At 73.7% G+C, this 24,684-nt stretch carries 16 protein-coding genes; 8 read left to right on the forward strand and 8 right to left on the reverse strand.

What is annotated here, in order from left to right:
• Positions 1-2: 2 nt before the first annotated feature.
• The 4 genes from ACIBM5_RS25045 to ACIBM5_RS25060 all read left to right on the forward strand — a co-directional run bounded on the left by ACIBM5_RS25045 (position 3) and on the right by ACIBM5_RS25060 (position 4,679).
• Entirely contained in the window at positions 3-1,607 is a 1,605-nt protein-coding gene (locus ACIBM5_RS25045; RefSeq protein ID WP_396008862.1) for a DHA2 family efflux MFS transporter permease subunit, read from the forward strand.
• Between the two features lie 134 nt (positions 1,608-1,741).
• A complete protein-coding gene (locus ACIBM5_RS25050; protein WP_396008863.1) occupies positions 1,742-2,386 on the forward strand; it encodes a TetR/AcrR family transcriptional regulator in 645 nt (214 codons plus the stop codon).
• 180 nt (positions 2,387-2,566) lie between these two features.
• Complete coding sequence (locus tag ACIBM5_RS25055) at positions 2,567-2,797, forward strand: DUF5302 domain-containing protein (protein ID WP_355547702.1); 231 nt, start codon at positions 2,567-2,569, stop codon at positions 2,795-2,797.
• A gap of 139 nt (positions 2,798-2,936) precedes the next feature.
• Positions 2,937-4,679 (forward strand): GMC oxidoreductase, encoded by a 1,743-nt coding sequence (locus ACIBM5_RS25060; RefSeq protein ID WP_396008864.1) that lies wholly within the window; start codon positions 2,937-2,939, stop codon positions 4,677-4,679.
• Between the two features lie 222 nt (positions 4,680-4,901).
• Here the strand turns inward: ACIBM5_RS25060 and ACIBM5_RS25065 are convergent, their stop codons facing one another.
• Positions 4,902-8,411: a BTAD domain-containing putative transcriptional regulator gene (locus ACIBM5_RS25065; RefSeq protein WP_396008865.1), complete on the reverse strand. Its 3,510-nt coding sequence runs from the start codon at positions 8,409-8,411 to the stop codon at positions 4,902-4,904.
• Between the two features lie 173 nt (positions 8,412-8,584).
• On the opposite strand from ACIBM5_RS25065, the gene ACIBM5_RS25070 reads away from it, so the two are divergent.
• Together ACIBM5_RS25070 and ACIBM5_RS25075 are read left to right on the forward strand one after the other, a co-directional pair.
• On the forward strand, positions 8,585-9,262 hold the full coding sequence (locus tag ACIBM5_RS25070; RefSeq protein WP_396008866.1) for a hemerythrin domain-containing protein: 678 nt from the start codon (positions 8,585-8,587) through the stop codon (positions 9,260-9,262).
• Positions 9,263-9,437: 175 nt separating this feature from the next.
• Entirely contained in the window at positions 9,438-9,983 is a 546-nt protein-coding gene (locus tag ACIBM5_RS25075) for a YbaK/EbsC family protein (RefSeq protein WP_396008867.1), read from the forward strand.
• A 54-nt stretch (positions 9,984-10,037) separates the two neighbouring features.
• Here ACIBM5_RS25075 and ACIBM5_RS25080 read toward each other — a convergent pair whose 3' ends face one another.
• The 3 genes from ACIBM5_RS25080 to ACIBM5_RS25090 form a co-directional block, all read right to left on the reverse strand.
• Positions 10,038-11,831: an amidohydrolase gene (locus ACIBM5_RS25080; RefSeq protein ID WP_396008868.1), complete on the reverse strand. Its 1,794-nt coding sequence runs from the start codon at positions 11,829-11,831 to the stop codon at positions 10,038-10,040.
• Between the two features lie 221 nt (positions 11,832-12,052).
• Complete coding sequence (locus tag ACIBM5_RS25085) at positions 12,053-13,882, reverse strand: NAD-binding protein (RefSeq protein WP_396008869.1); 1,830 nt, start codon at positions 13,880-13,882, stop codon at positions 12,053-12,055.
• An 89-nt stretch (positions 13,883-13,971) separates the two neighbouring features.
• Positions 13,972-15,081 (reverse strand): glutamate--cysteine ligase, encoded by a 1,110-nt coding sequence (locus ACIBM5_RS25090; RefSeq protein ID WP_396008870.1) that lies wholly within the window; start codon positions 15,079-15,081, stop codon positions 13,972-13,974.
• Between the two features lie 357 nt (positions 15,082-15,438).
• Between ACIBM5_RS25090 and ACIBM5_RS25095 the strand changes: the two genes are divergently transcribed.
• A complete protein-coding gene (locus ACIBM5_RS25095; RefSeq protein WP_396008871.1) occupies positions 15,439-20,103 on the forward strand; it encodes a hypothetical protein in 4,665 nt (1,554 codons plus the stop codon).
• Positions 20,104-20,276: 173 nt separating this feature from the next.
• Positions 20,277-21,227 (forward strand): non-homologous end-joining DNA ligase, encoded by a 951-nt coding sequence (gene ligD / locus ACIBM5_RS25100; protein WP_396008872.1) that lies wholly within the window; start codon positions 20,277-20,279, stop codon positions 21,225-21,227.
• A gap of 136 nt (positions 21,228-21,363) precedes the next feature.
• On the opposite strand, the gene ligD (ACIBM5_RS25105) is transcribed toward ligD (ACIBM5_RS25100), so the two are convergent.
• From ligD (ACIBM5_RS25105) to ACIBM5_RS25120, 4 genes are all read right to left on the reverse strand, one after another.
• Entirely contained in the window at positions 21,364-22,245 is an 882-nt protein-coding gene (gene ligD / locus ACIBM5_RS25105; RefSeq protein ID WP_396008873.1) for a non-homologous end-joining DNA ligase, read from the reverse strand.
• A gap of 100 nt (positions 22,246-22,345) precedes the next feature.
• The gene (locus tag ACIBM5_RS25110) at positions 22,346-22,624 is read right to left on the reverse strand and encodes a hypothetical protein (RefSeq protein ID WP_396008874.1); all 279 of its coding nucleotides are present in this window, start codon (positions 22,622-22,624) and stop codon (positions 22,346-22,348) included.
• Positions 22,625-22,882: 258 nt separating this feature from the next.
• The gene (locus ACIBM5_RS25115; protein WP_391587688.1) at positions 22,883-23,053 is read right to left on the reverse strand and encodes a DUF5670 family protein; all 171 of its coding nucleotides are present in this window, start codon (positions 23,051-23,053) and stop codon (positions 22,883-22,885) included.
• Positions 23,054-23,117: 64 nt separating this feature from the next.
• Positions 23,118-24,617, reverse strand: coding sequence for a pyridoxal phosphate-dependent decarboxylase family protein (locus ACIBM5_RS25120; protein WP_396008875.1), 1,500 nt, complete (start codon positions 24,615-24,617; stop codon positions 23,118-23,120).
• Positions 24,618-24,684: the final 67 nt, after the last annotated feature.

The raw sequence follows: 24,684 nt of genomic DNA on the forward strand, positions 1-24,684 counted from the left end.
TCGTGAGCAGCCCGGAAACCCGATCGGCCGGCGCCGGCCCCACCGACGCTCCCGAAGCCGCAGGCCACCCGCGTCGGTGGGCCGCGCTGCTCGTGCTCAGTTCGACGCTGGTCGCGGTGACGCTGGACAACTCGGTGCTCAACACCGCGCTGCCGTCGTTGGCGAAGGGGCTGGACGCGTCGACGTCGGATCTGCAATGGATCACCGACGCCTACACGCTGGTCTTCGCCGCCCTGCTGCTCCTCGCCGGCAGCCTGGGCGCCCGGTTCGGCGCCCGGCGCGCGCTGCTCGGCGGCCTCGCGCTCTTCGGCGCCGGATCGGCCGTCGCGGCGGTGTCCTCGACCGCGGCCGAACTCATCGCCTGGCGGGCGGTGATGGGCCTGGGAGCGGCGTTCGTGATGCCCGCGACGCTGGCCATCATCATCCGGATGTTCCCGCCGGTCGAGCGGCCCAAGGCGTTCGCCGTCTGGTCGGCCGCGGCCGGCGTGGGTGTGCTGATCGGCCCGGTCACCGGTGGCGCGCTGCTGATGCACTTCTCCTGGTCCAGCGCGTTCTGGATCAACGTCCCGCTCGTGCTCGCCGCGCTCGTCGGCATCCTGCGGATCGTGCCGAGCATCCCGCGCCAGGACACCGCCCGACTCGACCTGCCCGCCGCGGTGTTGTCCATCGCCGGCCTGGGCACCCTGGTCGACGCGATCATCGAGGCGCCCGAGCGCGGCTGGACCGCGCCGGTCACCCTCCTCGAGCTGGGCGCATTCGTGCTGTTCACCGCGGTGTTCGTGGCCTGGGAGCTGCGCCGCGACGAACCGATGGTGCAGGTCCGCCTGTTCGCCAACCGGGGCTTCGTGCTCGCCGCCGGGACGCTGGCGGTGACCTTCTTCGCGCTCTTCGGCACGCTGTTCGTGCTCTCCCAGTACTTCCAGCTCGTGCACGGATACAGCCCGCTCGAAGCCGGCCTCTCCGCGATGCCGTTCGCCGTGGCGATGGCCGCGATGTCCGGGCTGTCGCCGGTGGTCACCGCCCGGCTGGGCATCCGCGGCACGCTCACCGTCGGACTCGGCGCGATCGCGGTCGGCCTGTCCGTACTCGGTCTGACCACCGACAGCACCACCCCGTTCGTCGCACTGGCCGGGGAAATGGCTCTGGTCGGCGCCGGGATGGGGATGATGATGGCCCCGGCGAGCATGGAGATCACCGCGTCGGTGCCGGTGCGCTTCTCGGCGATGGCGGGCGCGCTCAACAGCGTGGTGCGCGAACTCGGCGGTGTGCTGGGCATCGCGGTGGTCGGCACCCTGGTCTCCGCGCACTACCGCGGCGAGATGGCCGACCGACACCTGACCGGCCCCGCCGCGGTCGCCGAACACGACCTGCCCAGCGCGCACGCCGTGGCCGAGCACCTGTCCCCCGAAGCCGCCGACCGCCTCACCTCGGCCGCCGACCACGCCTTCACCACCGCGATGAACAACGGCGCCCTGGTGGCCGCGGCGGTCGCCGCGCTCGGCGCGATCGTGGTCGCCGTCGGCCTCCCGCGCCGGGCGGGCAGCACCCCGGTCGCCGCCGGGCAGCCCACCGAGTCGGCCGACAACCGGGCGGTACAGGCTGCCTGAGGGGGCATCACGTCCGCGCACGGCGACCGGCACCCCGGTCGCCGTGCATCCGCCGTTCGGCGAACCGTCGTCGACACACCCGAGGAGGCACCATGCCCGCAGGCGCCACTTCCACGCCTCGTACGCTGACGACCATGGACGACGATCAGGGGCCGAACCGCCGACGCAATCGCCGCGGCCAGGGTGCGCTTCTGCGCGACGACATCCTCACCGCGGCGACCGCACTCATCGAACGCGACGGACACTCCGGCGATGTGACGCTGCGCCGGATCGCGCGCGAGGCCGCGATCACCGCTCCGTCGATCTACGCGCACTTCAACGATCTCGACGACATCCTGGACACCGTGCTCAACGGCTACTTCGACGAGTTGCAGGCGACCATCGTGGCCGCCGCCGCCGAGGAGACCGAGGCGGATCGTTCGCTGCTCGCGGGTTGTCGCGCGTACGCCCGGTTCGCGATGGAGCGCCCCGGCCGCTATCGCGCGCTGTTCCACCGGATGCGCCCGGCTGCCACCGATCCGGCCGAGCCGGCTCCGCCGCCGGCCGCGCTGCCCAGTCGCATGGACGTCTTCCAGACCCTGATCGACGCGATCGCCGCCGCGGCGGCGGCCGGCCACTCGGCCGGGACCGATCCGTTCGAGGACGCGCTGGCCGTGTGGGCGGCGATGCACGGCGCGATCCTGCTGCGGATGACCGCGCCCGTCTTCGACTGGCCGCCGCTGACCGACTTCATCGACACGCTGGTGATCCGTACCGCCCGGCTGACCTCGGCCGGCTGACCTCGCCCGGGCCGACCTCGCCCGGCCGGCCCGGAGGGCCGCTGTTCGAGGCCCGCCGCTCGGCGGCCGACCGGTATGTCCGCTCTCGCGGGCGTCACCCGGTCCGGGCGTGCCATCCCGGGCTCCGGCATGGAAGGGTGTCCCCACGGATCGAATCCAGTTCGAGAGCAGGAACGCACCATGGCTGACGAGACACCCGCGAACGAGACACCCGAGGAGACGGTCGTCGAGGCCACCGAGCCCGAGACGCCCGAGGACGAGACCAAGCGCAAGTTCCGCGAGGCGCTCGCCCGCAAGCGCGGCACCAAGACCGACGGCACCGGCGACGGTCCCGGCGGCGACGGGTCGAAGATCCACGGTGCACACGGGCCCGCCGCACAGCAGCGCTCGTTCCGCCGCAAGAGCGGCTGAGTCCCAGCGCCCTGCGCACCGATTCCCGTCACCGAATCGGACCAGCGAGGGACTGCCTTCGCCGGGTTACCGAGCAGTAGGATCGCCGGATCGCGAGATCTCGTGGCATGCCTCCTGCCCGCCCGGCGAAGGGTCCCCCGTGTTCGACTACGACGTTCTGGTCATCGGTTCGGGTTTCGGCGGTTCGGTCGCGGCGTTGCGGCTGACCGAGAAGGGCTACCGGGTCGGTGTCCTGGAGGCCGGACGGCGCTTCGCCGATGCCGACTTCCCCAAGACCTCGTGGCAGTTGCGCGACTTCCTGTGGGCACCGGCCCTGGGCCTGACCGGCATCCAGCGCATCCACGTGCTCAAGGACGTGGTGGTGCTGGCCGGGGCGGGCGTGGGCGGCGGTTCGCTGAACTACGCGAACACGCTCTACGAGCCGCCACAGCCGTTCTTCGACGACCCGCAGTGGGGTCGCATCACCGACTGGCGCGCCGAACTCGCGCCGTTCTACGCCCAGGCCAAGCGCATGCTGGGCGTGGTGACGAACCCGCACATGACGCCCGCCGACGAGCACATGAAGGCCGTCGCCGAGGACATGGGCGTGGGCGACACGTTCCACCTCGCGCCGGTCGGCGTGTTGTTCCCCGGGGACGGGCAGCGGCCCGGCGAGGACGTGGCCGACCCGTTCTTCGGCGGGGTCGGGCCGCGCCGGACCACGTGCACCGAATGCGGCTCGTGCATGACCGGTTGCCGGGTCGGCGCGAAGAACACGCTGCTCAAGAACTACCTGTACCTGGCCGAACGGGCGGGCGCCGAGGTGCATGCGGAGCGCACGGTGCGCCGGGTCCGGCCGCTGGGTCCGGCCCGGCATCCGGACGGGTCCGGCGGCGGCTACGCGGTGGAGACCGTACACAGCGGGCCCGCGACGGCGCCGCGCGCGCCGCGCACCTGGACCGCCGAGCAGGTGGTGTTCGCCGCCGGCACGCTGGGCACGCAGCGGCTCCTGCACCGGATGGCGGCCGAGGGTACGCTGCCGCACCTGTCCGGCACGCTCGGCCGGTTGACCCGGACCAACTCCGAGGCGCTGGTCGGCGCGGTCGCCCCGAGGACCGGGGTGATCGACGCGACGCGCGGGGTGGCCATCACGTCCTCGTGGCACCCGGACGCGGACACCCACATCGAACCGGTCCGCTACGGCAAGGGCTCCAACGCGATGGGGCTGTTGCAGACCCTGCTCACCGACGGGGACCGGCCCCGGGTCCGCCAACTGCTGCGCCAGTCGTTGCGCGACCCGGCCAAGCTGCGGCTGCTGAACGTGCGCAACTGGTCCGAGCGGGCGATCATCGCGCTGGTGATGCAGTCCCGGGACAACTCGCTGACCGTGTACCGCAAGCGCGGTTTGTTCGGCCGGACCCGGATCACCACCCGCCAGGGCCACGGCGAGCCCAACCCGAACTGGATCCCGGCCGGTCACGAGGCCGTCCGGCGGATCGCACAGCGGCTCGGCGGGGTGGCCGGCGGCACCTGGGGCGATCTGGCCAACGTGCCGATGACCGCACACATCCTGGGCGGCTGCGTGATCGGCGACTCGGCCGAGACCGGGGTGGTCGACCCGTACCAGCGGGTGTACGGCCACCCGGGTCTGCACGTCCTGGACGGTGCGGCGGTCAGCGCGAACCTGGGCGTCAACCCGTCCCTGACCATCACCGCCCAGGCGGAGCGCGCGACGGCCCTGTGGCCGAACCGCGGAGAGGCCGACGCCCGCCCGGAGTTGGGCTCGGCCTACCGGCGGATCCCCTGCACCGCACCGGTCGCGCCGGTGGTCCCGGCGCACGCGCCGGGAGCGTTGCGCCTGCCGATCGTGGAGGTACGGTCGGGCCCGCGGCCGGAGGACTGACCGCGGTCGGGGTCGGCGGGGGCGGTCGGCGAAGCGGGTCTCGCGGGTGGGGACCCGTGGCGAACCGTCGTCGGATCGGCTGCCGTGGGCGCGCCGTCGCCGGCGCGGCGGGTACGGCCGCGGTCGCGGCACAGCTGCTCCACGCCCGTGAGCGCGGTTCGGTCCCGGGCCCGCCCGGCGGATCGCGGTGGGGTCGCCACACCAGGATCCGCCGGACCGGGCCTATGTCCGTGCCGCGCGGGCCTCGGCCGCCCAGTGCTTCGCGCCCCAGGTGTCGGCGATTTCGGCGGCGCGGTCGAAGTGTTCGTTCGCTTCCGCCTCCAGGCCCAGGAAGCGGGCCAGTTCGCCCAGGGTGTGGGCCGCCGGCCGGATCGCCAGGGACAGCCCCGCGCATGCCGGTGCCGCGTCGCGCAGTGGGAGCAGGGTCGGGTAGAGCGCGGCGGCCTCGTCGTGTTCGCCCAGCGCCACCACCGCCGCCGCGCGCAGGACGGACATCGGGGTGTGGAAGAAGTCGCGGCGGATCGGCTCGATCACCGACCGGGTCGCCCGCGCCTGCTCGATCCGGCCGTCGGTGGCCAGCGCAAGCGCACACAGGTCGGCCACGAACGGCCCGAAGCCGGCCAGGATCTCCGGTGCCTCCGGCGCCAGTTCGCCGATCCGGCCGCGGCCGAGCAGGATCGTGGCGAGGGCGAGCCGGCGCAGGCCGTACGCGTGCAGCGAACCCTGCGCGATCATCGGCTCGGTGGCCCGGATATAGCGCTCCTCGGCCTCCTCGTAGCGGCCGTCGATGTGCGCGAGGGTCGCGAGCGCGACGGCACCGACGCCGATCGCGTCCGGCATCCGGTACACCTCGGCGATTGCCGCGCTCTCGTCCACCAACCGGCGCACGAGGGCCGGGTCGTTGTGGTCGGCCGCGGCGGTGGCCAGGTTGTACCTGCCGTACCAGCGGTACTCCGGCAGATCGGACTCGTCCGCGATCCGGGCCAGTTCGATGGAGACATCGGCCCGGGCCGGCGCGTCCGGCAGGCTGTCCAGGTTGCCGGTGAGCGTGGTCAGGGTGAGTGCCCGCAGATCGGGATCGCCCAGGTCGGCCGCGAGCGCGACGGCCTCCTCGGCCGCCGCGCCCGGGCTCGGGTCGACGTCCTCTCCCCTCAGCTCGCCGGCGTAGCCGACCAGCAGCCGGCATCGGGTCTGCGGGTCGAGGTCGGTCCGCGCGATCAGCCGGCGCAGCGCCGCCGCCACGCCGAGGTCCAGGTCGCCGTATGGCCGGCTCTGCCACGGCGTGGGCACCGTCCACGCGGTGAACGCGGCGATCGTCAGGTCGTCGCGGTGTGCCGACTCGGCCGCGTCGAACGCGCGTTGGCGGGTCTGCCGGGCCGCCGCGACGTCACCGGCGCGGACCTGGGCGCGCAGCAGCCGGCCGAACAGGTCGGCCCGCCGGCCGTCCCGGTCGCCGGCGGTGTCGGCCGGAATCCGGTCCAGGCATTCGAGTGCGCGGGCGAGCAGGTCGACGGCCGTGTCGTGGGCGAAGCGACGCTCGGCCAACTCGGCTGCGGCCATGCACACTTCGACGGCCCGAGCGGCGGTGCCGGCGCCGGCCGCGTGGCCGTAGTGGTAGGCCAGCGCCGAGACGTCCCCGGTGCCGAGCCGTTCCAGGGCGGCGGCGATTCGGGTGTGCATCCGGGTGCGGCGCAGCCCGCTCAGGTCGGCGACCATCGTGTCGCGGACCAGTGCGTGCACGAACCGCACCCGGCCGGGGGCCGGTTCGGTGAGCAGGCCGGCGATCAGGCCGGCGTCCAAGGCGTCCAGCACACCGCCCTCGTCGACCTCGGCCGCGTCCACCAGCACGTCCACGTCCACCTCGCGGCCCGCGACCGAGGCCAGCCGCAGCACCGCGACGGCCGGGTCGGGCAGCCGGGCCAGGCGCCGGCGCAGCACGTCCCGGACCCCCTCGGGCACGTCGGAGAGCGCGACCAGGGCTCCTTCGCTGTCCAGCAGGCGGGCGCTCTCCCGGATGTAGAACGGGTTGCCACCGGTGCGTTCGGCCAGCGCGGTGATCGTCGCGGGGTCGACGGGTGTCTGCGACACGGCGTCCACGACCCGGGCCACGGCGGCCTCCGGCAGGCCGGTCAGCGCGAGCCGGACCGGCGATCGGCGGGCCAGGCCGGCCAGGGTCTCGGTGAGCCGGCCGTCCACCTCGTCGGGACGGTACGCGGCGACCACGAACACCGGCGCCCCCGCGGCGTCGCCGTCGGCCGCCGCGGCGAGCAGGGCCAGCGTCTCGGCGTCGGCCCGGTGCAGGTCGTCCAGCAGGACGGCCAGCGGTCGGCGCCGGGCACCGGCCGCGAGCCAGGACCAGACCGCCCGGTGCAGCCGGAACCGGCCCGCCGCGGTGTCCGGTCCGGGTGCCTCGGCCGCGTCGTCGCCCAGCAGCGGCGCGAGTGCGGCGGCCGACTCGGGCGGCGGCGGCACGACTGCGGCGATCGACCGCAGCGCCTCCACCCATGCCCAGGCGGGCGGTGCGCCGTCCACCTCGGGACAGCGCCCGGTGGCCACGAGCAGCCCGGCCCGCTCCAGTTCGGCGCTCAGCCGGCCGAGCAGCGCGGACTTGCCCAATCCGGCCTCGCCGGTGACCAGCGCGACCCGCAGGCCGGCCGACGCGACCTGCCCGGCCGCACCCAGCAGCGCGGCGAGTTCGTCGTCCCGCCCGACGAACAGCTCGCCGGGGCCGCCGGGTTGCGTGTAGGTGTCGGCGACCGGGATCGTGCCCACCCGCGGCTCCGCGGCCGGGTCCGGTTTCCCCGGGGGGTTCGGCACGCGGTCGGCCCCGTCCCGGCCGGCGCGGGCATCGGGCGGGTCACCCCCGCGGCCGGCCCGGCTCGACGCACCGCCGCCGGCGTCGCCGGCCGCCTCGCCGGTCGCGGGCAGGTCGGCGCCGGCCGCCGAGGCCACCGGCGCCGTCGCCGCGCGGAGCACGTCCATGTGTCGGCCCAGGATCGCCGCCTCGACCTCGGTGAGGGCGGGACCCGGGTCCAGGCCGACGTCGGCCGCCAGTACCGCGCGGGCCCGGCGCAGCGTGGCCAGCGCGTCCGCCTGGCGGTTGTCCGCCCACAGCGCCAGCGCGTGCAGGCGCCAGCCCTCCTCGCGCAGCGGCGCCTCGAGGGTGAGCCGTTCGGCATCCGCCGCCGCGCCCGCGGCGGCGCCCGAGCGCAGGCCGGCGGCGATGTGCAATTCGCGTGCGCTCAGTTGCAGTTCGCTCAGCCGGGCGGCCTCCGCGAGGGCCCACGGCTCGTCCGAGGCGGCGGCGAACGCCGGGCCGCGCCACAGCGCCAGCGCCGCCTCGACCAGGGTCCGCGCCCGGGCCGGGTCGGTCTCGGCCCGCTCCCGCGCGCTCCGGAGCAGCCCTTCGAAGCGCCACGCGTCCACCGCGTCGTCCGGCAGCCGCAGCGCGTAGCCGGGCGCCGCGCTTACCAGGATCGTGGCCGGGGCCCGCCGCGGCCGACCCGGTTCGAGCAGACGACGCAGGTTGGACACGTACGCCTGGAGGGAGGTGACGGCCTGGGCGGGTGGTTCGCCGCGCCACAGGTCCTCGATCATCCGGTCGATCGAGACGACCCGGCCGCGGGCGGCCACCAGGAGCGCGAGTACGGCGCGCTGGCGCGGACCACCCAGTGGGACGGTCACATCGTGCACCTCGGCCTCGAACGGGCCGAGCACGCGCAGGTACACCATCTCTCCCCCTTCACCCGACCCGGTTCGCGCGGCCCGTCGTCGGCGAGCCGCTCGCCGGACAACCCCGCCGGGCGGCTCCATGTTCCTTCCAGGATTCCTCCAAGACGCCGGGACCAGGCTATGAGCATGCCCGGCGACACCGCGTCGAGGGCCCACCGAAGGGATCACCCACCATGAGCACCTCGTCCTCCTCGCCCGTCTCCCCCGCCTCGGCCGGCTTCGACACCCGGGAAATGGTGATCGTCCACCGCGGGCTGCGCCGCGAATCGCGCCTGCTGATCGAGTTGATCGCCGCAGTCGCGCCGGGCGACACCGCCCGGGCCAAGGTGCTCGCCGACCACTTCGACCTGTACCGGCTGGGCCTGCACGGGCACCACACCGGCGAGGACGAGCTGCTGTGGCCGCCGCTGCTGGCGCGCGTCGACCTGGAGGCCGACCTGGTGTTGCGGATGGAGGCCCAGCACGAGCGGGTGGCCGGCTCGCTGACCGCCGCAGGAGAGCTGATCGCGGCGTGGGCGGCGGGCGCCGGGGCCGCCGAGCGCGACGCGGTGGTGGCGGCGCTGGTCGAACACCGCGCGGCGCTGGTCGAGCACCTCGACGAGGAGGAGGCCGAGCTGCTTCCGCTGGCACAGCGGCTGCTGACCGCGCAGGAGTGGAACGCGATGGGCGAGCACTTCGTGGAGACCACGCCCAAGCCGCAGATCCTGCTTCTGCTGGGTGTGGTGCTGGAGGACGCGGACACCACCGAGCGGGCCACGATGCTCGGTGGGTTGCCGCTCCAGGCCCGGCTGATCTGGCGCCTGGTCGGCCGCCCGATGTACGCCCGCCACGTCCGCCGCGTCCGCGGGTGAACGCCCGGCGCGAGCGTGTCGCCGAGCCGCGGGTGCGCCGTCCGCCCGCGTCCGGGGGTGAGCACCACGCCCGCCGGCCGCGGGTCCGGTCCCGCCGACCCCGCCCGCCGGGCGGCGAGGCCGGTCTCCCGCGTGCTCGCGCGCACGGGCGCGGCCGATTGGGTTGGATGGCCCCATGACCTCCGCACTCGCCCTTCATCCCGCGCTGTCCCATCCCGAGTTGCTCGCCGAACCCGTGGCCCGTGCCCTGGCCGGTTGGCCGGCCGAGTCGGCCGGCCTGGTCGAGGTCGCCGCGATCGATCCCGAACTGGCGGACACCGCCGCGTTCTGCGCCCGCTACGACGTGGCCCCGGCCGACGGCGCGAACTGCGTGGTGATCGCCGCCAAGCGCGGCGGCACGGTCACCTACGCGGCATGTCTGATCACCGCCACCACCAGGGCCGACGTGAACGGCCTGGTCCGCCGGCACCTGGACGCCCGCAAGGCGTCGTTCGCCCCGGTGGACGCGGTGCTCGCCGCGACCGGGATGCGGTACGGCGGGATCACCCCGATCGGGCTGCCCGCGGACTGGCCGATCCTGATCGACGCCGCCGTCGCCGCCCACCCGCGCATCGTGGTCGGCTCCGGGATCCGCGGCTCCAAGCTGTGGGTGCCGGGCCGGCTGCTCGCCGAACTCCCGGGCGCGGAAGTGCTGCCCGACCTCGGCGTCCCCCTGGCCTGACCGTCGGGTCGTCCCGCCCGCGCCGACCCGGCCCGGGCGGGACGGACCACGCCATCAGCAGTGGTGCGTGAACAGCTTCGCCCCGACCCCCGGGGGCACCGGGACGGGCGTCTCCTCGACCGGCGGGAAGACCGTACGGCCCGCCTTGATCGTCTCCTCGACGGTGATCTCCGCGATCGCCTCACCCGGCACCGTCACCGGATTCGCGCTCAGGACCACCAGGTCGGCCAGCTTGCCCACCTCGATGCTGCCCTTGTCTCCCTCCTCGCCGTACTGGTAGGCCGCGTTGATGGTGATCGACCGCACCGCGTCCGCGCCCGACACGCACTGGTGCTTGCCGAGCGTCATGCCCCTGCGGGTCTTCCGGGTGACCTGGCTGGACAGGATCGCGAGCGAACTCGGCCGGGCCACCGGCGCGTCGTGGTGCGAGGTGTAGACCATGCCGCGGGCCAGGGCCCATCCCGCGGGCGAGATGTCGACGGCGCGTTCCTCACCGAGCACCGTCTCGTAGTACCAGTCGCCCCAGTAGAACGTGTGCATCGAGAAGAACGACGGGATGATGCCCAAGCGGCGGAACTCCTCGATCTGGTCCTCACCCGCCGTCTGACAGTGGATGCCCACGGTGCGCCGATCGGCCGGCCTCGCCTCCTTGGTGGCGGTCTGCACACAGCGGATCAGCTGGGCGATCGCCTCGTCGCCGTTGACGTGCGCGATCACCTGCCAGCCGTGTGCGAAGCCGGCCCGGACCTGGTCGAGGGCGACCTCCTCCTCCAGGGTCGGGTAGCCGCAGTAGTCGTCGCCCAAGTCCCCCGGCGGAGTCTTGTACGGCTTGCGCAGCCAGGCCGTCCGGCCCTGTGGCGAGCCGTCCAGATGCAGCTTGATCCCGGCCGCCCGCAGACCGTTCAGGTACTCCGCGCTCGCCTCCACCAGATGTGGGGCCTTGATCGCGTCGGCCGCCTTCACGTAGACGACGACGTCCAGGGGCAGCGCCTTGGCCGCGGCCAGTGCCCGCAGGTCACCCAGCACCGCCAACTCCGCGGCGCCCTCCTGCACGGTCGTGAAGCCGTAACTCGCCGCCGCCTTCAGGCCCTTGTCCAGGAAGCGCGCCCGGTCCTGCTCGGCGATGCCCATGATCGCGCGGCCGGAGGCGGGGAAGAACGCGGTCTCCTCCAACACCCCGTCCGGCTCGCCGAACGGCAGCACCGACTCGTCGCCGCGTCGGATCCGCCCGCCCTTGGGATCCTTCGTGGCGGCGCTGTACTCCAGCACCTCCAGCCCCTTGCTGTTCACCGCGCCCAGGTGGAACGACTGGTGGATGGCCAGCACCGGCCGCTCCATGGAGACCCGGTCCAGGTCCTCCCGGGTCGGATGCGACTCGCCGTCCAGCAGCGCGTCGTCGTAGCCGAAGCCGACGATCCACTCGGATCGCCGGCCGACCTCGCCGTCGGCGAACCGGCGCAGCTTGCGCACGATCGTGTCGATGTCCCCGACATCGCCGTCCGGTTCGGGAAGCAGGTCGGCGATCGTCTCCTGGAGGCCGGTGCCCACCACGTGGCCGTGCGGGTCGACGAAGCCCGGCAGCAGCGCCCGGCCGGCCAGGTCGTACAGCCGGGTCGTGGGGCCCCGCCACTGCGCGAGCGCCTCGTCCAGGTCGCCGACGAAGGCGATGCGGCCGTCCTTGACGGCGACCGCCTCGGGTCGCGCACCGACCTCCCCCACGATCTCCCTCGGGCCGGGCCCGCCCGCCACCGTCTCGATTTCGCCGCCGTGGAAGATCACCTCGGCCGGGCCGGATCCGGCTCCCGTACCCGCTTCCGCGTCCGTTTCCGGCGCGAATCCCTCGGACATCGCCGCTCACCCTGTCCTTCGTTGCATCGACGATCGTGTCGCTACGCAGTCTGTCGGCGACGGACCGTCACATCGAAGGCGAAATTCGGACATCCTGTGCTTGTCGGGAGGACCCGGATGGCCGACCGGCGGGCCGACCGGGCGAGCCAGGGGCGGGAGCGGCGCCGGGCCGACGCGGGCCGACCGCGGGGCGACGCGGGCGACCGACCGGGCCGGCGCCGCTACCCCGTCGGCATGCCGCCGCGATCCCCGCGCAACAACTCCGCCAACCCCTGCCGGGTCGCCGCCAGCACCACCCGGTCGGTCGACCGGAGGAGGTAGCCCGGGTGCAGTTCCCACACCAGATCGCGCTGCGGCGCCGCGTCGGTGCCCAGATCGGCCCGGCGGTCCGCCGGATCGGCCACGTCCAGCGCGAGCACCCGCCACATCCCGGCCCGAAACGATTCCGCCACCGTGCGGCCCTGCAATTCCGGGCGGCCCGCGACTTCGATCGCCGCGAACAGCAGCACCTCGCGCTCCACCGAGATCGCGCCCAGGATCTGCCGACCCATCACGGCGCCGGCGAAGGCCGGCGCAGAGAGCGAGGACACGCTGCGGCTGCGGGTGAGCGCGTTCGGGTAGGACTCGCGCAGCGTCCCGTACACCGTCCTGGCGAAGTCGTCGTCGAACAGCCGTAACACCACCCGCAGTTCCGGATCCACCTCGCGGGCGTACAGGGCCGCCTCCAGGTTGATCGCGTCGTCGCTGGTCAGAGCCAGCAGTGCCCGGCTGGTGCCGATGTGCGCGGCCTCCAGGACGCCCTCGCGGGTGACGTCGCCGATCACCACCGGCACCCGGCGCGCATGCGCGGTGGTGATGCCCAGCGCCTGTGGGTCGCGTTCCACGCACACGACCCGAACGCCCAGGTCGCACAGTCGATCCAACACGCGCGTGCCGATCTTGCCCAGACCCAGCAGCACCACGTGGTCGGCGATCGCCCGCGGCGGCGGACGCTGGGTGGTCGCGGTCCGGAAGGTGCCCAGGCTCTCCAGCACCACCGCGAACAGCACCGGCAGCAGGGCCAGTCCGGCGAGTCCGGACAACACCTGGACGATCTGGCGCCCGGTGCCCTCGCCGAGCGCCGGTTCGCCCATCCCGAAGACGTCCAGGATCGAGCGATAGGCGGCCCGCAGCGGTGGGTCCCCGGTGACCCACCAGGTCAGCCCGGCGAAGACGAAGAGCAGCGCGATCAGGCCGAGGATCGCGTAGCGCAATCGCCGCGGGAACAGCGTGGCGACCGGCAGTCCCGGCGGCAATCGGGGCCGGTTGACCGGCGTCGCGGGGCTCTCCTCCAGGCTGATCGTCTCCAGGACGGTACGGCCCCGGGTGGCCCGGCCGGCGGCAGCCGCGGCGTCGTCGGGCAACAACTCCGGGCTGCCGCCCGGCTCGTCCGAGGCCAGCGCGAGCGTGTACAGGTACGGCGCGGGGTCGCGCTCGTCGGCGGGTCGCTCGGCCGCGCGCAGCAACAGCCCGTCGGCCTGGACGACCTTGCCCGCACCGGCGATCGCGGCGGCGACCAGGGCCGGGGCGGCGGTGTCCGCGTCGGAGAGCACGGTCGTGGTCACCTCCCCGGCCGAGCCGTCGCCGACCCGGGCCGCCACCGCCCGGTCGAGCAGTTCCTGCAGATGCCGACCGAGCTTGCGGTTGTACAGCCGCACCACGAGCCGGATCCGCGGGTTGATCCGCCGGGCCCGCAACGCCGCGTGGATGTTGGCCCGGTCGTCGCGATAGACCAGCGCGAGCGCCGACGCGCCCGACACGCCCGCCGAACGCAGCGCGTCGTCGGTCGGCTCGGCGGCCTCGACCACGGACACCGAAAGTCCGCCGCCGCGCGCCAGATCATCGATCTGTGGACCGTGGTTGCGGTGCACCGAGGGCAGCAGCACCGTCACATGTTCCCCGTAGACGTGCGCGAGTTCGTACGACAGCCGCTGGGCGAGCGCATCGTCGCCGCACACCACGAGGTGGCCGGCCCGAGGCGGAGGAGTCGGGTGATGCGGAAGTGTCGACACACCCCCACCCTGCCTGCCGGGCCCTCCCCCCGTCAGCCCCTGTCCGCCCGTCCTCCCCGAACAGGCACCCCGTCACCGCCGACCGTCGCCTACGTCGCCGAAGTATCCGAAATCAGCAGGTCCAGCACGCTCGGCAACCCCCCGGCCACGAACGCCTCACGCTGCCGATCGGCCCCCGTACCCTGCACGATCATCCGATCCACCAGGGCGAACACCCGCGTGGTGTCCCCCAATTCGTCCAGCACCGGGGTGACGTGCGCGAGCAGTTCGCCGACCAGATCACCGGCCTGCATCCGCCGGGCCGCTCCCGCCGGCCCCACCGGCCCGAACAGATCCCCGTCCAGTCCGTCCCGGGCCGCCAACCAGCAGGCGGCGCGCAGCAGTTCCTGGTCGGGTGCGGCGTACGGCGCCTTCTCGTCGTGCTGGTGCAGTGCGGTGACCACCAGCGCCCGGACCAGTCCGGCCAGCATCACCGCATCGTCCGCCCGCAACTGCACGTCCGGGCAGCGGATCTCGATGGTGGGAAAACGTTCGGACAGCCGCACCTGCCAGTACACCTGACCGCGGTCCAGCATCACCCCCACCGCGAGCAGCGCGTCCACCCTGCGTTCGTACTCCTCCAGGTCCACGAACACCGGGGGTTGCCCCTCGACCGGCCAGCGTGCGTAGTGGATCGTGCGCCAACTCGCGAAACCGGTGTCCACCCCCTGCCAGAGCGGCGAGTTGGCGCCCATCGCGACCAGCAGCGGCAACCACGGCCGGATCCGGTTGACGACCTGAACCCCCGTCTCCCGGTCCGGCACCGCCACATGCACATGCATGCCGTGGATGAGTTGCACGTCGGCCAGGCGCCGGGCGTTCTCCGCGATCGCGAGATAGCGCGGATGCTCGCTGATCTCCATCGGCTTCCCGTTGCCCGCGGGCGCGGTACCGCAGGCGACCATCCGACAACCGATCCGCTCGGCCGCCGCCGACAGTTCGTGCCGCATCCGGTACAGGTGCCCGCCGATCTCGTCGAGCGAGGAGCACACCGGCGTCGCCACCTCCAACTGCGCCTTCAGTAACTCGGGCTGCACGTCGCCGAGGTCGAACCCGGGCCGCAGACCCACCTCGGCCCGGACCCGCTCGGCCGCCGGTACCGGCAGCCCGCTGACCGGGTCCACGAGCAGGTACTCCTCCTCGACACCCAGAGTGGTCATCACCGAACCGTCCTTTCGAGCGGGCGAACCCGCCGGGCATGGCCTCCGCCTGGACATGACCCGTCCACGGCCGGTAATGCGCCCCGACCGTGCCCTGCCACCCATCGGCCCCGGGAATGCCCCGGAACCCCACCAGGCAGGGCGGATCGCGACGCAGTACGTGCTCGACCAAGATCCGGACAGGCCGTACTACTCGGGAGGACTCGATCGGTTGTACCCGTAACCACCGCAGGTCGACACGTCGACCCGGGTCCGCGTCCGGACCGGGCGGCCACGCGGCGGGGCCGGCGCGCCCGATGTCCGGACGCTGTGATGGGGTGTAACCCGCAAGCGGAACGGGCGAGTACGGGGTGAGTGGTGTCACGGGTACAGGTCGCGAACAAGGCCCTTCTGATCGGACTGCTGTTCGAGGGCGCCGCCGTCGGCGACCTCGGCCGGATCCGCCATCGCGTCGGCGACGACGTGATCGGCGCACTCCTGGGCGACCGGCCGACACCGGGCGTGCGGGCGCTCGCCGCCCGTGACCCCGACCCGTGGGTACGCCGCAGTCTCGCGCGCAACGGCGGGTTGCTCACCCCGGCCGACCTGGCCGCGCTCCTGGAGCAACCGGACCCGGTGGTCGACCGGATCGTCTACGCACATCCCGAGGCCACCGGCTGGATGCGCCGGGCCGTGCTCGCCCCCGGCCGCTACACCGAGACCCCGCATCCGTTGACCGCACTGCACGAGGAGTTGCTCGCACAGTCCGCGGCGGGGCAGCCGCCGCGCGGGCCGGCCGCCGCCGTGGTCGCCGAACGACCCGATCTGGTCGCGCCCGCGCTGCGCGCGTGCGCCGGCACCCTGACCGCCGCCGAGGAACTGCGCGGCCTGTTGTCGCTGAGCCGGCACGGCGGCGCCGACCTGCTGCCCGAGGCGCTGCGCCACGTGCGGCCCGAGGTGGCCGCGCTCGCCGGCCGGCCGGCCGAGACGACGGAGGCCGCCGACGGCACAACCGAGGCGCAGGTCGCCCGGCTTGCCGCCGCGGTGGCCGAGGCCGAGGGTCCCGCCGGGCTGATCGCCGAATTGCGCGCCGGGGTTCATCCGTCGCCCTGGCGTCGGGAGATCGACTGGGCCGCGCTGCGGAACGAGCACCGGCGCGAGCCGCTGCCGGAGGCCACCGCCGCACTCCTGGCCGCCGACCCGGACTGCCCCGACGACCTGCTCGTCGCGCTGTACACCGCGCATCCGACGGCGGTGGGCCCGGTGGCCCGGCCGACGCTCGCGGTGCTGCGGGCGGCGATCGGCACTCCCCGGCACCCCGCGCTGACCCGGATCGCCGCGCTCACCCGCGACCTGGCCGAGCCCGCCGACGTGGCCCGGGTGCTCAACGAGGTGAGCCCCGCCCGGACGGCGGTCGCCACGCTGGTCGAACTCCCGGACTGCGCCGAATTGCGCGAGTTGTTGCACCGGCACCTGGGCACCCGCGCGGACCGCTGGAACACCCTGCGTGCGGTGTTGCCCCGGCACCGCGACGCGCTGCCGACCCTGCTCGCGGGCATCGCGGCAGGCACCGTCACCGGGCCGCCGGAGCAGGTCGGCGGCCCGCCCCCGACGCTGACCAAGCCGTTTCGGCACCTGCTCGTCTCGGCCGACCCGGACGACCTGCGCGCGTTGTTGCCCGACCTGGCCGACGGCCTGGTGCGCGACCTGCTCTCCAGCGGCGTGCTCCCACAGCACGTGCGCGAGGCGGCGATCACCTCGACCGACCCGCGCGCGTGGGAGGCGCTGGCCCGCAATATCGGCCTGGACATCCGCGAACTCGACCGCCTGGTCGCCAAGCGGGTCCCGGCCGTGGACGCCGCCGCGTATCTCGGCATGCGCTCGACCCCGTCGATGCGCCGCACCATCGCCCGACGCACACCGCTGGACCCGGGCCTGCGCGGCGATCTGCTCGCGCACGGCGACCGGCGCACCCTGCTTCCGCTGGTGGCCTGCGGCGAACCGGAACTGGCCGCGCGGGCGCTGGGGTTCGGCTGCCGCAAGGTCGCCCAGCAGTACGCCTACATCAAGGTGTGGGAGCGCCACGGCCCGGCCGGCGTACGCACGCTCCTGGACACCACCGGGACCGGCACCGCGGCGCAGATCCGCAAGCGGGTGGAGGCCGCGCTCAAGGCCGAGGACGGCCTGGCCGACCTGCGCGCGAGCGGCGAACCCTACGAGGATCCGGCCACGTTGCCGCACCGCTTCCAGACCCGGACCAGTCGCACCACGGTCCGCGACCTGGTGCACGAGCCGTACGCGCACGATTTCCCGCTGCTGATGGCGGCCAACCGCGAGCAGCCGTTCGCCTACGAAGCGATCGACGACCTGATCCGACACGAGCACGCCACCGACGAGGATCGGGCGTACCTGCGCCTGGCGATGGTCAACGCCCTGCGCACGCACGTGCGCCGGGCGATCGACACCCCGCCGCTGGAGTGGTTGCGCACCGAGCCCTTCGACCGGGACGAGCGCTGGGTGAACGAGGCGGTGGAGCACGGTCTGCTGGATCCGGTCCGGCTGGTCGACGTGGCCCACCCGGCGCAGGCCGTGGTGTCGTCCGCGCACGGGCTGAACCCGGAGACCGTGCTGGCTCCGCTGCGGGCCCGACTGGCCGAGCTGAGCCGGGAGCATCTCGCGGGCCACACCGACGCGTTGGCCGTCGCGGTCGCCATGGTCGACGGGTTCGCCGGGTCGCTCGCCGAGCTGATCGTGCTGGCCGGCCAGGCCGCGGGTCCGCGTCCCGGGGCCGAGGAACTCGCTCGCGCGGACGCCGTCGCGCTGGAGATCGCGCGGCGCGAGGCGGCCGAGACCGCGAGCGAGGAGCCGGTGTCCGCGCCGGAGCCGACGGTCCGCCGCCGTGCGGTCCGGGCCGTCGAGCAGGATCGCACGTCCCGGCTGGTGGCGGTGCATCTGCTGCGCACGATGGCGGCGGGTGCCGGTTCGGGGCCGGAATCGGGGCCGGAGTCGGTTCCGGTGCCGACGGATCCGAGCGTACTCGCGGCACTGGCGTCGGTGCGGATCATCGACGCGCCGGGCTTCGAATACCCGAGTTGGCTCTACGAGGCGTGCTTCGGCAGCGATTCGGTGGAGCCGCGGGTGGCCCTGGGGCGCCGGGTGTTCGACGAGTCGGTGGCCAACGACCTGATCGACCTCGGCGAGCCCGAGGTGTTGGCGGCGATGGCCGAGAACAAGGACCTGGAGGAGCCGACGAGGGATCGCATCGCCTCGATCCTGGCCGGCACCCCCGCCGAACGCCCGGAGCAGTACCCGACCAGGGACACCTGGCCGAGCCCGGCCGACCCCGCTTCGTTTCTGAGTTGGGTCGGCGAGTACTACGAAGCAAAGCGTGGCGGCGGCGACTTCCTGGCCGAGGGTGTCTACCGGCACGGCATCGTCGGGCCGATCGAGCTGCTCGGCGTGCTGCCCGCGCGGACCCTGACCCCGCTGCCCAGGAGGTGGCGATCGCGGGTCCTGGCGGGTCCGCTGAACCGGGCGATCGATGCGCTGGTCGCCGAGCGGCTGGGCGTCGACCCGGACCGCTGGCTGGCCGCGCTGACCGCGATGGGTTCGGCCGGCGACCGCTCGTTGCCCGAACTCCTGGACGCGGCCGTGAAGTCGACGGTCGACGGCGGTGACGACGGGGCCGGCGATTGGGAGCCGGTCCGGTCGCCGATCACCATCGAGTTCGCCGCGGCCCACGAGAACTCCTGGCGGATCTGGCGCGGTTGGCGGTGGCCGGCGGGCGACCTGCTGCTGCGTGCGTCACCCGAGGCGCTCGCGGTCCTGCTGCCCCGCTTCGGCGAGCACGCCTATCCGACGCTGACGGCGTACGCACGCCACGTCGAGCACCACGCGCCCGCGCTGGACGAGTACCCGTTCCTGGCGAACGACCGGGCCGGGCTGCGGATCCTGGCGGCCCGGCACCGCGATCCGGTGGTCCGGAACCGGCTGTTGCGGCTGGACGACCCGCGGTTGAACGCGGACCTGTACGGGTCACCGCTGGTGCGCGAGGACGTCGCGGTGCGCCGCGCGGTGTTGTCCCGGGTGCCGCAGGGTCGGCCCGCGAACGGGCCCACGGATCTGCTCCCGCTGGATCCGGCGTTGCGCGAGCGGTTGTCGGCCGACCATCGACCCACCGCGTCGGTGCTGCCGGCGCTGCGGATCAAGGTCGAGGCGGCCGACCCGGAGCTGATCGAGCACGCGCTGCGCCAGTTGGGCAAGAAGGCGTCGCTGCTGGACCGACTCCTGGGCCTGCGAGGCCTGTTGCGGTACGGCGGCACGGACCGGATCGGCGACCTGGTGGAGCAGGGCGTGCTCGGCGCGACCGCCGGCCGGGTGGTGCTCAAGGCACTCGCGACGGCCGATCCGGACGCGGCGCTCACCGAGCGGATCGACCGCGAGCGGGCCGGCGACAAACTGGTGGCCAAGCTGCGCAGGTGCTCCGGGGCAGCCGAGACCAACGAGGTGCTCGACCTGCCGTATCTGCGCGACTGGGACCTGATCGTCGCCGAGCACGAGCGGGAGCCGTTCCCGGCGGCGGTGCTGAACCGCCTCGTGCTCCAGCCGGACTCGCCCGCGCGACTGATGGAACTGGGCCCGTTGCACTACCAGGTGGCCCGCAGCGCCGCGACCCTGGCCCCGGAGCAGGCACGGGCCTCGGTGGCCTTCGGGGGCAGCGACCCGGGCGACGCCACCTGGTACACCCACCTGGACGACCTGGTCACGGCCGGTCTGCTGACCGGCCACGACCTGGTCCATGTCGCCCGCGCCGCCGGCTCGGTGCTGCGCTGGATCGCCGAGGCCGGCCACCGCATCGGCGTCGAACCCGCCATCCGCGCCGCTGCGGACGAGGCCCGCGCGGAGATCGCCGCACTGCTCGAAGCCCACCCGGGCACCGACCCGACCCGATGGACCCGAATATTCGCCGCCCTCGCCGGCTGCGACCCCACCTGGTCCCCGGAAACCCCGGGCTCCACCATCGAGGCCCTATTGACCCGCTGACCCATCGACCCGCCGGCCCGCCGATCCGCCGGGGGCGGCCGAGCGCGGACCCGGTCTCGGCCCGGCCCGGCCCGCGCGGTCCGCGTTCCGTCCGGCGCACCCCGCCGGGCGGCACCTGGACCGTTCGGGGGACCCGGCGTGTACCGGGCGGCCGTGCCGACCACGTTCACCCCATGGCCGATCTGCCGGTGTATCCGCCCATGCTCGCCACCACGGGCGGGCTGCCGCCGGCCGCCGAGGACGATCGCTGGGCGTACGAGACGAAGTTGGACGGTCAACGGTGTGTCGGCTACCTCCCGGGGGACGGCACGGTGGTGTTGCGCTCGCGCTCGGGAGCGGACATCACCGCGGCCTATCCCGAGTTGCACGCACTGCGCACGGTGCTCGGTACCCGCTCGGCCGTGCTGGACGGCGAGGTGGTCGCCTTGGACGAGCGCGGACACAGCGACTTCGAACGCCTACAGCCCCGGATGGCACTGGTCGATCACCCGGCCGAGGCCGCTCGGATGCGCGATCGGGTGCCCGTGCGGCTGCTGCTGTTCGACGTGTTGTTCCTGGCCGGCAGGTCGCTGATCCACCGCCCGTACGCCGATCGGCGCCGGGCGCTCGAAGGGCTCGATCTACGCGGCCCGCACTGGTCGACGCCGGCCGCGCTGGTCGGCCACGGCGAAACGGCGCTCGCGGCGACCCGGGCGGAGGGACTGGAGGGGCTGGTCTGCAAGCGCCTGGACTCGGTGTACACACCCGGCCGGCGCTCGTCGAACTGGGTGAAGATCCGGCACGTGCAGACCCTGGACGTGATCGTGGGCGGCTGGCTGCCCGGGCGCGGTCGGCTCACCGGGTTGCCCGGCGCGCTGCTGGTGGGGGTGCGCGAGGAGGGGCTGTTGCGCTACGTCGGCGCGGTGGGCACCGGCTTCGGCGATCGGGACCGGGAGGTGCTCGGCGAGTTCCTGCGGGTGTCCGCGACCGACACGTGTCCGTTCACACCGCGCCCGCCGGTGGTCGGCGCGCACTGGGTGTTGCCGCGGCTGGTCGGCGAGGTCCGGTACGCGATGCGCACCCGCGCGGGCCTGTTGCGCCATCCCTCCTGGCACCGCCTGCGCCCGGACCTGGCCGAGGACTGAATCACACCCGACCGGCCGAGCGGCCCCGCGCCCGGCGTACCGGGGTCCGCGAGCCGCTTGCCCGGTGGAATCCCCGGAGAAGCCCCGCGGGCGCCCGCGGACGCCCCTCCGCCGCGAACCCCGCGCCCGGTGACGCCTACGGCAGCCGGCCGGTCGTCTCCGCGGCGAGCAACGGCGCGAATCCGTCGCCGTCCCGCTCCACCCGCTCCAGCACCTGCGCCGGGCCGAACACCAGGTCCGCGTCCGACTCGATCTCGGCCCAGGACACCGGCGTGGACACGGTCGGTTCGGGCTGCGCGCGCAGCGTGTACGGCGCGGCGGTGGTCTTCGCGCTCGCGTTCTGACTCCAGTCCACGAACACGTGGTTCGTGCGCAGGTTCTTGGCCATCCGATGCACGACCAGTTCGGGATGCTCCCGCTCCAGGCGCACCGCGAGCGCCTTGGCGTACGCGCCGACCGCCGCCTCCGGTGTCGGTTCCAGGGCCGCGTACAGGTGCAGCCCCTTGCTGCCCGAGGTCTTGACCACGCAGGTCAGCCCGTCCGCCGCGAGCAGGTCGCGGGCCAGCAGCGCGACCCGGCGGCACTCGGGCAGACCCGCGCCGGGCCCGGGGTCCAGATCGAGCACGAGCCGGTCGTGGCCGTCCGGGTCGGCGCCCCACTGCGGCACGTGGAGCTCGATCGCGGACAGATTGGCCACCCACATCAGGGTGGGCAGCGAGTCGACGTCGACGTGCCGCCTGTTCTCGTCCCGGCCGATCACCTCGATCGTGCGCACCCAGTCGGGCGCGCCCGCCGGCACGTTCTTGTTGTAGAAGCGGCCGCCGCCGTCCACGCCGTGCGGATAGCGGATGAACGTGGCCGGGCGTCCGGCGACGTGCGGGAGCAGGACCGGGGCGAGCCTGGCGTAGTAGTCCAGCGCCTGGCCCTTGGTGTATCCGGTCTGGGGCCACCACACCTTGTCCAGGTGGGTGAGCGTCAGCGAGCGTCCCTCGACTGTCGTGGCGATGCGGTCCGGCATATCGGAAAGGTCCCCCGATGCCGTGTTTCGATGCATCGGGTCGACCGATCGCCGATTCGCCGCACGGGATCGGGCGGTCGCCGGGTCGGCCTCGCGGACCTCACTCGGTCGGGAAGGCCGCCACCCGCTCGTCCAGGGGCACCGGTTCCTCGGCGATCCCGTCCGCCGAACCGCTCGCGAACCGGGCGCACACTCCTCGGCACGCGAAGGTCTGCCGCCCCTCCACGTGTCCGACCGGCACCGCGTCGTGCGCGGGTCGCTCCGCCGTGGCCCGCAGGTCGCGGCCGCACATCGTGCAGGCCAGGCCGTAGGTCATCTCGACCGTGGTCTCCGGTCGAGCGCTTCGGCGGTGTCCCGCGATCGAGTGCTGTGAGTACATGGGTTCGAATCCTCTGGTCGGTCTGGTGCGCGGATGTCCGGATCGCCGCAGACGACGCCGCCATGGATGACGGCATACGAGGTGCCCTCGGTCTCCCCAAAGTACTCCTACCGTTCCGCCGTCCAGACCCTTGCGCAACATCGTTTCGACGGCACGTCGTGCCCGATGGGGCACGCGGCGCATCGACCGATTCCGGGCGCGGCGACGGGGCCCGCCGCCTGGACGGGCCCCGTCTCCGGTGGTTCGGCGACGCGTCGGCTACCAGCGGTACCAACGCCCGCGACGACCACCCGCGCCGGCGCTGCGGAAGACGAACCCGAGGGCCCACAGCACCAATACGATGATGGCTATCCACCAGAGAGCCTTGAGGGCGAATCCTGCACCGAACAGGATCAAAGCGAGCAAAAGCACTACAAGCAGCGGAATCATCTTGAACCACCTCCGCCCGGACGTCTGCCCCGGAAGTCTCGGTTCACGCGGTGCGGTCGCAAAGTTATTCGAGGGCGCCTGCGTCGCCGCTCGGGGCCGGCTCCTCGGCGCGCGCCGGCACACCCGCACGCAGGTCCGCCGTCACCCGCGCACCGATCTCCCGGACCACGTGCGCGAACAGTTCGACGTCCGGCGCGGTGGTTCGCCAGTTCACGATCGCCGGTCGCAGCGCGACCCGGCCCTCGTACACGGTGGTGCCGGCGTACACCCGACCGTCCTCGTTGAGTTCGGCGCCGAGCCGGCGGTTCAGCTCGTCGAGTTCGGCCTCGCCGAGCGCCGCGTCCGGGCGGTAGCGCAGGCACACCACGCACAGCCGGACCGGGGCCAGCAGTTCCAGATCCGGGGCCTGCTCGACCAGCGTGCCGAGGTGGGTCGCCAGGTCGTGGTGCCGCTCGATCATCGCCCGGTATCCGGACCTGCCGTACGCGCGCAGCGTGGCCCAGATCGGCAACGCCCGGGCCCGGCGCGAGGATTCCGGCCCGAGTGCGGCGTAGTTGAGGTGCGTGTCGCCGGCACCGGGCAGGTACGGGGCGTTCCACGCGCCGAACGCCCTGCCCATCAGCTCGGCGTCGCGCACGAAGGCGAAGCCGCTCTCGTAGGGCACATTGAGCCACTTGTGCCCGTCGGAGGCCACCGAGTGCGCCCGCTCGACGCCGCGGACCAGATGGCGCAGCCGTGGCGAGACGCCGGCGAACAGGCCGAACGCGCCGTCCACGTGCAGCCACGCGCCGTAGCGCCGGGCCAGGTCGGCGAGCGCGTCGATCGGGTCGAAGTCGCCGGTGTCGACCTCGCCCGCGGTGGCGATCAGCACCGCGGGTCCGTCGATCTCGATCAGCGCCCGCTCCATCGCGTCGATGTCCACCCGGCCCGCGGCATCACGCGCGCACACCCGCAGCGTGTCCCGCCCGCAGCCCAGGATCTGCAAGGCCTTGCGGTTGCTGGGATGCACGTATCCGCTCGCCAGCACCGGCATGGTCGGCAGTCCGGCGAGCCCGTCGGCGCTCACGTCGACGCCGTGCTGCCCGGCCCACCAGTGGCGCGCGCAGGTGAGCGCGGTCAGATTGGCGAGGGTGGCGCTCGGGGTGAGCACGCCGCCGTACGCGTCGGGCAGCCCGAACAGGTCCTTGAGCCAGCCGAGCACCACCGTCTCGGCCTCGGTCGCGAGCGGCGACGCGGCCCACAGCCCGCCCGCCTGGTCCAGCAGCGCGGTGATCCAGTCGCCGGCCTGGGCGGCGGGCGTGGCGCCGCCGACGACGAAGTGGAAGAACCGGGGCCCCGAGGACTGCATCGCGGCGCGGGTGCCGATGTCGAGCAGTTCCTCGACGCCGGCCAGCGTGCCGTCGCCGCGCTCGGGCAGCGGTCCACCCAGCCGGTCGAAGAGCACGTCGGCGGCCGGATCCCGGACCGGCAGCTCGGGAAGCGCCTCCAGATAGGGCCCGGCGGCCCTGGCCACCAGGTCGAGGGCGGGCCGGGCGAGGTCGCGTTCGTGGAGGGGGTCAGCCATACCGGCAGGGGATCATGCGAACCCGGTCCGCGTCGAGTATTTCCGTACCGGGCAAGGTCGTTGACGG

This window comes from Embleya sp. NPDC050493, from assembly GCF_044458105.1.
GTDB lineage: Bacteria > Actinomycetota > Actinomycetes > Streptomycetales > Streptomycetaceae > Embleya.